The sequence below is a fragment of the Vibrio sp. 397 genome (genome assembly GCF_033339395.1).
GTDB classification, from domain to species: Bacteria; Pseudomonadota; Gammaproteobacteria; order Enterobacterales; family Vibrionaceae; genus Vibrio; species Vibrio alginolyticus.
Genome location: NZ_JAWOUN010000006.1, coordinates 222691 through 235304, shown reverse-complemented (window position 1 = coordinate 235304; position 12614 = coordinate 222691). Strand labels below are relative to the sequence as shown.

Sequence of the window (12614 nt, the reverse complement as noted above, 5' to 3'; positions counted from 1 at the left end):
CTTCAACTGCTTCAACTGCTTCAACTGCTTCAACTGCTTCAACTGCTTCAACTGCTTCAACTGCTTCAACTGCTTCAACTGCTTCAGCGAACCAGGCGTTGAAAGTACCAATTAAGTACTAAAACTTACTAAGTTAGATTCATATCAATAAGCGTCACTTCCTGTCTTATGCAACTCTACTATATCTTTAGTCTAATCAAACAGCCGAGATTATGGTTTAAAAAGACTGGTGAGAAGTAGGTATGTCATCGACGAGTTATGGTACTTATGGTTGCAAATGTAAAAAAGCGTGTGCTTCTTTATTACTACTGTGGCTGTCCATTTGTCCGATGGCGCATGCGCACAAATCAGAGTCTCATTCTTTAATTGTTGCTAACTCCAAAGCGTGGAAGCCGTTCTCTTACCTTAGCCCAGATGGTGAACCTAAAGGTATTTTAATCGACTTTTGGAAAGAGTACGCGGCGAACAACCAAATTGACGTTCAGTTTCTCCTTTTGGATTGGGATGCTTCTTTGCAAGCCGTAAAAGAGGGTAAGGCTGACTTTCACGGAGGACTTGTCTACTCGCCCGAAAGAGCGAAGTATATGGACTTTGGCGCCGTCATAATGCCTATCCAAACCAAATTGTACGTAAATAAAGATGTACTTTCGGTTGATATCAGGAGTGTTTTAACTGGCGAAATGACGCTGCCAATTGGCGTTGTTAAAGGAAGTTACGAGTCTGAGTTTGTTCAGACGAATTATCCGAATGCACCTATCGCAGAATACATTAACAATGATTCGATGATACAAGCCGCCGTCGATAAAAAGGTGCTGTACTTTGTTGCAGACCTGCAAGTTGCTAACTTTTATATGGCAACCACGCCGGGAGCGGGTATGTTTGTCCCGACAATTAGCTTATATAGTAAAGATCTTCGGATTGCAGCAGGAATGCACAGTGCAACTTCCATTTTAGAGGTATCAAGAGCGTTTGAAAAAGTCATCGATACGGACCGTGAGCGGATCCTCACCCGTTGGAGTGTGGTGAAAACGGTTTATCCACTTTATCTTTTCCCTATTGCTATTTTCATTATGGCGGTTGCAACGCTTTATCATATTTTTGCCCTCAAACGTATGGTTGCTCTTCGGACAAGGCAATTAACGATTGCCAATCAGCAATTGCTAGAGATGACGTTGACGGATTCTCTCACAAAGCTATACAACCGTAGACACCTGATTGAGCAATTGGCGCTACTGAATCATTTGAAGCGAAACTTAACGGTGATGGTGTTTGATATTGATGATTTTAAATCAATCAATGATCGATATGGCCACCTTGCTGGAGACCGAGCAATAGTTGCCATCGCAGAAGCCGCTAAGTCGATGACTGATGACCGAATGACATTGGCGAGAATTGGAGGAGAAGAGTTCGCACTCGTTACGTCGTCTCTGTCAGAGCGAGAAGCACTCAATTTTGCGAATATGCTTTGTAAAGCCGTTTACGATCAGCCTGTTATACTGGGCGGACAAGCAATTCATTTGAGTATCAGTTTGGGCTGTGCTTACTATCCTGAGTTTACCCACATCGTGAGCTTGCAAGATGCTGACGAGTTGATGTATCAAGGTAAGTCTGAAGGAAAGAATCGTGCAGTTTTCCAAGTCATAACAGACTGTCAGCTTCAACCTGCGCTTCGTCAAGTGAATTAGGTCTCGCTAATTCAACTGATACTTCAAAGCATCCTCAAGCCTCAAAGGTTTAGTCAGAGTAACGTGGTAAGCGTTGACGACCACGTTGCGTTGTTTTCTTTGAGGCCAATTTGCGTACAAATACTATCACTTTCATATATATAAACCCCCGCCTGCTCACGTTTTTATCATAGAAGCAGTAATTGTTTTAAAGTGATAAGTGATTTCTTGGTAAAGATCAGAACCCCTGTCTACACTCAGTGTAAAGTAATGCATATAAAGCATGATGCATACAGTGTTGTACAAAAACAATTAAAGAAGATAAGAAATAAGTTGGCTTGAGAAGGACGGGGAATGAACAACGAATGCTTTGCTAGGTTCCGAGCTGTCACGGATGAACTGTCAATGAAAGAATCGTTGTCAGTTGGGAAAGACCCTTATGCTCACTATCTCAAAGATATTGTGGGGATTGATTTGTTGTCTCGTGAAGAGGAGTTGCATTACGCCAAACTTAATCGAGCTGGTGATGAAGAAGCGCGCGAAATGTTGATTGAGTCTAATCTTCGACTTGTTGTGAAAATCGCAAAAGGTTACCTCAAACGGCCAGGTAATAACTTTACTCTGCTCGATTTAATAGAAGAAGGTAACATTGGTTTGATAAAAGCGGTCGATAAGTTCGATCCTGAGCCAGGCTACCGTTTTTCTACTTATGCGGTATGGTGGATTCGCGAGAATATAGAAGCGGCATTAATGAACAATGGCCGCACGGTACGTTTACCTGCTCATGTGTGCAAAGAGATAAATAGCCTGGCTTTAAAAAAGCTAGATGCGTCAAAAAGTGAGAGCAAGGAGTTGTCTATTTCTGAACTCTCACGCTGCTCAGGGGTGAAAGCAGAACGTATAGATGAACTTGTTGCTCTAAGTGGTTTTATTGATGTATCGACCACTGCGGACCTACATCGTGTTCCATTTGTTCTTGAACTGTGTGAAAGTGAGTACACGCCAGATCCACAACAAGACTGTGAAAACCAGTGCTTTACTCAAGCCATTGAAAATATTATTAAAACTTTGCCAACTAAGTTGCAGAAAGTCTTGATCCATCGATTCGGATTATTTGACCAGAGAGTGAAAACCTTGTCGGAAATAGGCCTGTTATTAAACGTATCTAACGAGCGTGTTCGTCAGATGCAGATAGAGGCGGTTGAACGCGTGCAGAAACGTCTCCGATTCGATGGTTGGGTTTGAGATTTTTAGCCCCTTATCCTAGCTGATTAATTTACTGGCTTGCTACTCTGTTCTTCCGTAAGTAACAGCAGCTCAAGCTGTGCTTTAGCTGCTGCCTCCAATCTCCATACACTCAATAATCGGTTAAGTGCTGCGCGATAAGTACGACTTTTGAGTAAAAAAGCGAGCGTACTTGTGTAGTTGTTTACGACTTGCGCTTGTGTCTCGACCAAAGCAGTTTTGTTTTCGATGTCGATGTGTTGAAGGTTAAAGTCAGGAAGAAACGCACACTCATACCATACCTCTACAATTTCACGAATTTCGAGTTCTTCTTCAGGCACGTCGAAGTCTTGTAACTGGTAGTTTTCTGGTATCGTTGATAAATAAACCACATCCAATTTGTCTGCAACAAATGTATACATCGGATTCCTTAGTGTACGCGCTTACAGAGTACATAGTCTCATCGTTTACATTTTTGTCAATGACCGTGCTCAAGTATGAATGATGAACCACACCACATTCCGAACTTAACTTAGACTTTTTAAGTACTTATCGGTTAACCCGAAATATTTCAGGTTGCCATCTGGCTCCAAGACTAAGCTCATGTTGGATGTAGAGATCATGCCCGGATCATTCGTTGAGAAAATAACGGTCTTATTGAGTAGTTTGTCGCTGAATAACCGCTTGAAGTAGTGCGAGTTTTCTTGCTCAGCACCATTAAATGGCTCGTCAATGATAATCAAAGATTGTTCGCAGTTACCTAGCCCTAATGCGAGCCGCAGTCTTTGTTGAATACCATTTGGTAAACTTTTACAGATATCAACGCTCAATTGAGTGTCCAGGCCTTGTGGCAACCATGTATCGAGCTCAAAGAAACTCACCATTTCACGCATTTTTTCTGTTGGGATTAACCCATTATGCAAGATGAAGTTAGTCTCCAAGGAGCCTTCAAAAATATGCAGGTTAAACGGGACGTAGTTAATCGAGGTTCGATAGCGGTAACTGTTGAATTGTTTGATGTTATAACCGTCCACCGAAACTGAGCCTTGATAGCGTTCCTCTAGCCCAGCGATAATAGAAATGAGCGTTGTTTTACCGCAACCTGTTGGTCCACAAATCACAACTTTTGCGCCCGGTGGAATTTTAAAACCAAGATTAGTTAAGCCTGTTGCCGCACCACTATAACGATGGCTCACACCAGAGCCGACGATACTACCTTGAAATAGGCGAATAGGGGGGCTTTTCTCTAACGTTAGCTTATCGTCATTCATCGCCATAAGGTTGTTGATTTGCGCAGAAGACGCCTTAATGGATTGGAACTTAGAAATAGAGTTGTAGATGCCCATAATAGGCCCCAACGCCTTCCAGACTAAAATTACGGTAGCAAGCATTGCACCTGCATCGGAGGTGCCGTCCATCACGCCGATAACGGCCGCGACGATACTTGCGGTACCAATAACCTGAATCAAACTCCCGCCTGCTGCCTGAACCCTGCTATTAGTCACTGAAACATGTTCTGCATCGTTGGTGCTTTGTAAATGCGATGCGCTAAAGCGGGACTGGATAACACGCAACAATGGCAAGCCTTGGATGGTTTTTATACCACGAAGAATCTCATTCCATTGGTAAGAAACCATGGCGTTGGCGCGAGAGCTCTTGGACGTGGCTTGCGAGTAGATGTAACGAGAATAAACACAGAACACCAACATTAGAATCAACCCCGCCATAACGACTAGCGCCGCGGTACCAGACATAAGAGCAATGGCAATAATGAATACGATAACAAACGGCATGTCGAAGTAGCTTAATGTTGACTCTGCGGTTACCAAACGGCGGAAAGTGTCGATGTCTTTCAAACGTGCTAACTGAGAAGAGACACCAGCGGTAGATGTCATCGAATAAGGAAGCCACAACAGTTTGGATATTACGTTTTGAGAAATATGCACCGCCAAATCCTTCCCTGATGTGGCGATGATGTTGACCCGCATTTTCTTGAAAAAGTATTCCGAAAACCCAACAATCACGGCAAACAACGTGAGCCAATAGAGCGTGGCTTGCGAGCTAGACGTCAAGGCGAAGTTGTACACACTCATAATAAAAAAGGGCTGGAGTGCGCCGAGAATACTGACCACGAAGCTGAGGATAATCAGGCTCTTGAGTTCATTGTTGTAGCGATAAAACGCGTATTTAATCCAGTTACTGCGGTCTTGAGATTCAGGTGGCGGCTCTCGGAACAAGCGCGAGTATTCGCTGATCGAGACCAACAAACATGGCTTCTTGCAGAGCGGGTATTCAATGGTGTTGTTATTGGTGTAATCAAACAGGATCAGTTTGCCGTCTTTGGTGCCCAAGAAAATCGCAGTGAGGTTTTCGATCTCGATAAAACAAGGATGAGGGTGCCCCTCGATGTGTTCCAACGTTTTTAATTTGGTGACGTCACAACGGTAACCAAGGCGTTCAATCGTGGCAACAAAACTGTCGCTGTCTTTTGGTTTAGGGATAAAAGCGTCACTGAGGATAGAAGGTGTGCCTTCCCATTCAAGCGCAATGAGGGTGTAAGCTAAACCACGAATCAAAGGTGACTGATTGTATCGCTCGTCATAACTGCGAGCCTCAAAGTCCAACAAGCGCTGAGGGACATTATTAAAATCAACCAAAATACTCATTGGTCACCTCCGGTAAGTTTGACGCGTTTGAGGCGATGATTGAGTTTGTCCATCTTGTTGCTGACGATGATGAGGATTTTGTCGTTGGCGCGATAGGCGGTACTGGTCAAAACCAATCGAGCAAAGTCGTCATCATAAACACAGTCGATGTCGTCGAAGATCAACACACGTTTGTTCGCGAGTAAGGCACGCACTAACAACAAGGCATAAGCGACTTGGCGCGAGAATGGGTTGCGTAAATGTCCTTTAAGCTCGGTGTAAAAACCCGCGGGAAGGGCATCGATTTGTGCTTTGATGTTCATGGTTTCGCAAAGCGCAAATGCGGTGTTATTTAAGCTCGGGCGGAAACAAGTCAGGTTGTCGATGATGGTCCCTTCGACGAACGAACTGGTTTTGTCCACCATGAGCACGCTATTACGCCAGACGTTGTAGTTGACATCATCGAGCGGTGTCTCGTTGATTTGGATATCGAGCTTGCTGTCGGTGTTTTGCCGCGTAATGCAATTGGCGAGGTGGGTTTTTCCTGCGCCGCTTTTCCCTGTAAGCAAGTAAGCCTGACCGCGTTCAAACTCGATGCGTTGCTTTTCCGAATACTTCACCGATATACGCTCGACTTCTGTCGTGTCATTTTGTTGTTCTACAGATGCAGCAAGTTCAAGCAGTTCGGCGATACGTTGAATATGAAGCTTGTTCAACTCCCAGCGGCTCACCGTGCGCATCACTTGTTGGTATGGGGCGAAGTAGCGGTTGGTAAGCATGATGATGGCTGCCATGATGCCTTGGCTAGATTGCATGTTGATAACTGCCGTTGCTAAAACTACCACCACACAAGCAATGGAGAGCTGTTGTATGAGCGACAAGATAAGGCTGAAGTTTGATTCGATTTGCTCGTATTTGATGTTCTCGACTTCACGCTCTTCCACCATTTGTGTCATCAAGCTCTCAACGCGATATTCCATATTGCGCGCTTTGATATCGAGTGGGCTAGAGATGATCTCGATAATTTTCGAAGTGGTTAAGCCTTCGATGTCGGATTTGTTTTCTAGGCTGTTGATTTTTTGCTTGGAAAGACTGAGTGCGAATACCGCCAAAACGATGGAGGCGAGCAAGATGGTCACCCCAGCCCAGATGTTGATCAGACCGATAATCAGAATGGTCAGTATGCTGACGGCAAGGTTGATCAATGCCCGTACAGATTCTCCGCCAAAGAAGGATTTAATCTCTGGGATGGTCGCAATACGCTCTAGGTATTCACCGGGTTCTAGGCGACGAAATTTCGAAATCTCAGCCAAACAGATGGATTGAAACACCTTGTTGGTTAAGTTGGTTTCGAACTGCTTCATGATCACCGACGAAATCTTCTCTTCCTGATTTTTTAAGTGATAGTCGAGGAAGATGGTTATTAAGATAATGGCAAACAGAAGAAACAGTGTGTCTTTGGCTTGGTTAGGTAAAACTCGGTCAAAAATAATCAGTATCGAAAAGGGCAGCACTAAACCAAACAGCGTCGAGATGACCGTTGAGAAAGTCAGATAACACTTGTCAGCAAAGTTAATCTTCTGGGAAAAATGCTCAGTTTGCATTGCGACCTCCTTTCTTAATCGATGGTTTGGAGAGAAGGTGTTTTGGAACTAAGTCTTGATTGCTTCTGCCTTCGATATCGCTCATCAACTGCATGATGCTTTCGATGGATTGCACCGACAACATGCCTTTGATTTGCTCAAGATTGATCGATTCAATGATGTAGTCATAACGCGCGCTCTCGTAATCACGTAGCGCGCTAAACAGTTTACTTTCCGCTGCCAGTAAGTCGGTAATGGTTCGCGTGCCAAGCTGGTAAGCGCGTTGAATGCCTTTGTAGGAAGCGTAGTTTGCACGGATGATGTTCTCGTAACTGCTGATGGCGCGGGAGAAGTCATTAATGTTGAGTACCGAGGTGTTAACGCTATTGCGCGTCGTGAACAACGAATCTTGGTACAGCAGCTCGGTTCGCTCGATGGCAGTTGATGATTTTTGATAACCGTAGTAATCCGAACCGCCGGAGAAAATCGGCACATTCAAGTTTAAACCGACGCTGGTGGAATTACTGTCCCCTGTTGCGGTTGGGTCGGTTCGGTCATAGTTGTTCGCGTCGTCGTAACGGTAACTGGCAGAAAGCGATACGGTCGGCACAAAGTTTGAACCGCTTTCTTTCAAGCCTCTTCGGCTTCGTTCGACGGTTTTCTTCGCAACCAATAAGTCGTTATTGAGCTTCAAAGCTTGTTCAAGAATCGCGCGTTGTTCGGATTCGCTGATTTCCGCTAAGGGCACGCTTTCGTAGATGTCCTGCGATGGGGTGACCGGGTATTGAACTTGAATCTCTAAACCGTTCAAAATCACGCGCCGGTCTTTCTCTAAGGTTCTTAAGCGATTGGCAATGCCTTCTTTCTGGGCAATTACCTCATACAACTCGCTCGCCGCAGTGTTGCCAAGTTCCACGTTGCGACGCATTTGGCGCTCACGTGTTTCAGACGATTTAAGTTCTACTTGGGTGGCTTTGATTTGCGCGTTGTTTTTGAGGTATTCGAAATATTGCGTCGCGATTTCAGAAATGGTGCTCTGGATTTTGTTCTCGTGTTTGATTTCTTCAATGTTGAAATCAAGCTTCGCGGTGCCGTATTTAAAGATGTCACCAAGGTTAAACACCGATTGGGATAAAGACACGCTGTAGCTGTTCGAGTTGTAGCTAGAACGTGTATCCGGTGTTCCCGTTAATATGGTTTCGTTTTCATTCCATGTGGTATCAGCAGCACCGTTTAAAGAGGGTAGAAACTTAGAACGGCTAATGTCGATGTTGTATTCGTTTTCTTCCACGCCTTTGTCACTAGCGCGCAGAGATAAATTGTTTTCCAAGCCGAGTTTGACCGCCTCAAGCAAGGTGGTCGCCATTGCCGAAGGAGCGTTGCTCAATGTAAGCGCTGCCAATATACAGCTAGTTAAGTTTCTGTACCGCCACATACTTGTTGATCACCTTGATGATTTCGTCGTTTTTATAAGGTTTGCTGATCACGTAATCCATTCCAGCTTCGATACAAGCTTGGTGTTCATTACTGCTGGTCAATGCTGTCGCACCTATAATGGTGCAAGGGTTCTGTCCGCTCTCTTGTTCGTATTGTCGAATGCGTTTGGTCGCTTCAATGCCGCCCATGCCCGGCATGATGCAGTCCATAAAAATGATGTCTGAGCGCTGATTCATGAAATGCTGAACGGCGTCTGCGCCATCGCCAACGGTGTCGGCTTCGTATTCTTGCTTGCTCAAAATACGTTTGAGTAGAATCTGTTGAACACGGTCATCCTCCACAATCAGGAATGAGCTGTTCTCCATCTGTTCTTCAGAGGCTTCCGCTTCCATGATTGCTAATAGGTTAGGGATGAACTCATACGGAATCGCAGGGGAGTTCAGAATCTTGTCGACAAAGGTATGGCTCTCTTGTGCTTGCTGAGTGCTAGTGACTGAAAGCAACAACTTGGTGTTCGGGTGATTGCGCAGTTGCGATTTCACCGTTTTGCTCAGTGAGGGCAGCTTGTTTGGCTCGAACGTGTCGGTCAGCATGATGGCATCGTATTCGCCAAAGGTTTTTGCAGCAGAGAAGAGTTCGTTCGGCGTTCGAATTGGCGTGATCTCCAAGCCCAAGTTGACTAACATTTTGTTCATTACATCAATGCGCAGCTGAGAGTTGGCACACAGCAACAAACGCTTATTGTTGAAGCGAGTTTTCTCGGTGTGGAAGCTTTTGGCTTTCAAATCGAGCTGAATTTGAAAACGTTCCTGATTGCCCGATTGATACCAATGGCTCTCGTAATAGCCATAATCTTTCAACACGCTTTTCGCCAAATCGTCTTTGGTTGCTGTGTGCTGTTTATGGTCGCTCCAGTGTAGGGTATTGAGCTTGGCAAACGGCACATCCAGTGTGGTTAAGAAGTTTAGATTGATGGTCAGGCGAGTGTTTTCAATGTCTGACGCCGCCCCAGATTCAATGGTGACAAACAGTTTCTTATCGGCTTTGAGTTGGATGGCATTCGAAAGCTGCAGGAACAACACCCAGAATAAGCTGGTGGATTGCCCTTCAACACGGTTTGGTAGGTTATCCGAGATAAAGCAGTCTAGCTCACCTTCATTTCGCTGCACTTTTGAACTGATGTGAATCATCAATTCAGACAGTACATTTAGCAGTGAAAACTCTTTCGATTTGCTCTCGGTCCCTTGTGAAATGAGTCGGTTGTAGTTCTCTGCCAACTCAGACAGGGTATTGGCCGCCGAGGTTATATCTTGTGCCATCAACACGCCGCTCTCATCGGTCTCTTGTACGAGGTATTGCACGCCGCCGTTAATGGTGTTGGTGATGCCACGAATCTCGTAACCAATTAGAGCATAGAGTTGCTTGTAGAGATCGTTATTGCGTTTTTGCTCTTCGAGTTTGCTGAAAATCAGTTTTAGGTATGAGTAGATCTGACGCTGCTTAGGATTGATGCTCACTTCATTCAGCAACTCTTCCAATCTTTGTAAATCCAGTAGTTTGAGTTCTTGATAAAGCTCATCGAATTCTTGGTCAATGTCACGCTCATTCGAGCTGGATTTTTTCAGTTTAAGGATTGCCACCAAGTTCGATAGCACTGCGATACCAACCAGTACGACAACGACCACAAACAACCAAATGAAGAACTCGTTTTTCTCCATCATTAGGTCGCTCGCATGGTTGTTAAATATGGTCCGGTAGTTGTCGTCCATTTGTAGGTAGTTATTGGTGAGCGAGAGGTACAGTGCCAACACATCGTCGCGTGTTTTTTGGCTGTCTGAGAACCGATTGATTGCCAGTTCAAGCTGCGTGTATTCGGTCGCGCCCACCAAGCTAAACTCGGTTTTGTTGAGTGACGCGAGCGACTTAAATTGGTCAATTTCGTCTTTCAGAACCTCAAAATCAAGCTCTGTTGTACTGCAATAACGTGCGCTTAAACAGCGTTGAAGCGTTTGAATATCAAACTCGATAGTTTGGTTGAGCTGTTGAGCTTGAACCAACAGAGGCGCGTTTTGCACTTTCTCGACTGAATCCACTTTGTCCCAAGAGATATACAAATAAAAGGCGAGGGCAGCCAGCATCAAGCTGAAAGCAATGCTTAGGCGCATAACAGGAACGGAAATATTGTAAGAAGGTTTGCTACTCATCCATCACCTCTCATCGAATGCGTCTTCGATAGCCGACATAACCGGCTTCGCTGCGTATTCGATAACCCGGCGTGAACCTGTTTTCACGTCTGCGGTAAACTCCATATAAGGGGACAGCTTGTATTGTGTGCCTCCGCGCTCTAGATAGTTTTGACTGATTTGGATTTCCGCGAGGTAGAATTCAGCGTCTTCTTCTTCATAAGAAGAACGGCTGATCGATGCAATTCGACCTTCCAAAAATCCGTATTTGGCAAAGTTGTAGGTATCCATCTTCACTTTGACCGCTTGTCCGATTTCTACAAAACCCATGTCTTTACGCGGGATCTTCGCCTCTCCATGAAGGGCGTTATTGATCGGTGCAATGTCCGCGATGCTTTCACCTGGCGGTATCACAGCGGAGCGGAAGTTGAAGTGCACTTTATCTACTACACCGTCAATAGGGGCGTAAACCACGAGGCGATCCACTTTATCTGAGTGTTGAGGACGTAATATACGTTTCAACTTTAAGTCCTTGTTTGCTTGAATGATTTGTGCTTGATACTCGGCATTACGATTTTCCACCAAGTCTCGGTACTGCTTCTCTAGTTTGTCGAGTTGGAAACGCTCATTCATGACCGACTCATCAAGGTTTTCTATCTCACGCACCATGTTTGACTCTTGAACCTGCATATTCAGAACATCGACGTAAGACGCCATTTCCTCTTTGTACAAGGTGTTCTTAATATTGAGCTGCTTGCGTATCAAGGAGAGCTGGTTCTCGGAGCTTTTACGGCGCTTGAGCATTGAATCAATAAGCGAATTCTTATGTTGGATATCGTGAGTGATCAACTCTTCATTGGAACGGTTTTTAGAAAATTCTTGCTGCCAGGTATTCATGTTGACTTGCACTAATTCTGGGTACTTTTCGATGTAGGCAGAAAAATCGGGTTCCACCATATCGCGCAGGCTTTCGTAACGAATCTTGTCTAGCTCAAGCTGAATGATCTCTGTGTTTACCGTATCAAGTTGAGTGTTTCTATCCAGAGAGCGAAGGCGTGCAATAGGCTGACCTTCATAAACCACTTCGCCTTTGCGCACTAGCATTTCTTCTAGAATACCGCCTTCAAGGTGTTGCACTTTTTCGATGTCAGATTCGAGCAATAGCTCACCGCGCACCGACACCACAATGTCGATACGAGCCTGAGATGCCACGGCGATAGCCACCATGGAAAGCAAAAAGATAACCAGCAAGGTTTTGTGTACGCTGGTCATTGCACTGGCTAGCACGATTGTATCGTCTGCTGTTACCTTCGAAGCTTCGTTGTTCGAAACGAGCGCCTTTTTGAGGTGATGTTCTATTTGCTTATTACTCATGAGCCACCCCTACGATTCACTACCAGTGCGGCTATCGATTGAATTTTCGATTTTTAACAGCTGGCTAATTTGTTTGTTTACGTTGTTAAGCTCGGTTTTAACGTCCTCAATCAATTCATTAGGAGCAGGGAAATGGTGTTTGTTTAAGTGTTCAAGCTTTGCCAATTTTGGTGGTAAGTCGTCATCACATAACAAGACGAGAATGGTCTTTAGTCTTTTTGAATAACATCTGAGTGCTTCAAAACGGTTTTGTTTATGCAGCATCTCAATATCAATACCTGCGTCACTGAAATCTTGGTAAAAATCGCCTAATAGCAATTGCAGCCCTTTATGGCTGTTGTCGACTGAGCGCAACAGATTTGTCATATTTATCATTATCCCACCGCACTAATTGCTTTAATGACAACAAGTAAGGATCTTTATACTGGGTTTTCAAATTTTTTTGTTTTTATGGAACTCGAAAGGTATGAAAAAAGTTGTATAAAAAAGTTGGTTTCTAAAAAT

Annotated in this window: 9 protein-coding genes; 2 read left to right on the top strand and 7 right to left on the bottom strand. The window is 44.6% G+C overall.

Annotated features, from left to right (window positions below; genetic code table 11):
• Nucleotides 1-242 precede the first annotated feature (242 nt).
• Nucleotides 243-1685 carry a diguanylate cyclase domain-containing protein gene (locus R7P36_RS12270; RefSeq protein WP_017635871.1) on the top strand — a complete coding sequence of 481 codons (1443 nt, stop codon included), beginning with the start codon at nt 243-245 and terminating at the stop codon, nt 1683-1685.
• 333 nt (nt 1686-2018) lie between these two features.
• Nucleotides 2019-2909: an RNA polymerase sigma factor RpoD/SigA gene (locus tag R7P36_RS12265; protein ID WP_017635872.1), complete on the top strand. Its 891-nt coding sequence runs from the start codon at nt 2019-2021 to the stop codon at nt 2907-2909.
• Between the two features lie 26 nt (nt 2910-2935).
• Here R7P36_RS12265 and R7P36_RS12260 read toward each other — a convergent pair whose 3' ends face one another.
• The 7 genes from R7P36_RS12260 to R7P36_RS12230 all read right to left on the bottom strand — a co-directional run bounded on the left by R7P36_RS12260 (nt 2936) and on the right by R7P36_RS12230 (nt 12488).
• Nucleotides 2936-3310 carry a hypothetical protein gene (locus R7P36_RS12260; RefSeq protein WP_005375619.1) on the bottom strand — a complete coding sequence of 125 codons (375 nt, stop codon included), beginning with the start codon at nt 3308-3310 and terminating at the stop codon, nt 2936-2938.
• Nucleotides 3311-3415: 105 nt separating this feature from the next.
• Nucleotides 3416-5554, bottom strand: coding sequence for an ATP-binding cassette domain-containing protein (locus tag R7P36_RS12255; RefSeq protein ID WP_053303764.1), 2139 nt, complete (start codon nt 5552-5554; stop codon nt 3416-3418).
• Complete coding sequence (locus R7P36_RS12250; RefSeq protein ID WP_041053448.1) at nt 5551-7137, bottom strand: ATP-binding cassette domain-containing protein; 1587 nt, start codon at nt 7135-7137, stop codon at nt 5551-5553. Before R7P36_RS12250 ends, R7P36_RS12255 begins: the two co-directional genes overlap by 4 nt.
• Nucleotides 7127-8551 carry a TolC family protein gene (locus R7P36_RS12245; protein WP_213900046.1) on the bottom strand — a complete coding sequence of 475 codons (1425 nt, stop codon included), beginning with the start codon at nt 8549-8551 and terminating at the stop codon, nt 7127-7129. The genes R7P36_RS12250 and R7P36_RS12245 overlap by 11 nt, the downstream gene beginning before the upstream one ends.
• The gene (locus tag R7P36_RS12240; RefSeq protein ID WP_213900047.1) at nt 8526-10757 is read right to left on the bottom strand and encodes a response regulator; all 2232 of its coding nucleotides are present in this window, start codon (nt 10755-10757) and stop codon (nt 8526-8528) included. The genes R7P36_RS12245 and R7P36_RS12240 overlap by 26 nt, the downstream gene beginning before the upstream one ends.
• 3 nt (nt 10758-10760) lie before the next feature.
• Nucleotides 10761-12110, bottom strand: coding sequence for an HlyD family type I secretion periplasmic adaptor subunit (locus R7P36_RS12235; protein ID WP_033906830.1), 1350 nt, complete (start codon nt 12108-12110; stop codon nt 10761-10763).
• 9 nt (nt 12111-12119) lie between these two features.
• Nucleotides 12120-12488, bottom strand: coding sequence for a hypothetical protein (locus R7P36_RS12230; RefSeq protein WP_031777210.1), 369 nt, complete (start codon nt 12486-12488; stop codon nt 12120-12122).
• Nucleotides 12489-12614: the final 126 nt, after the last annotated feature.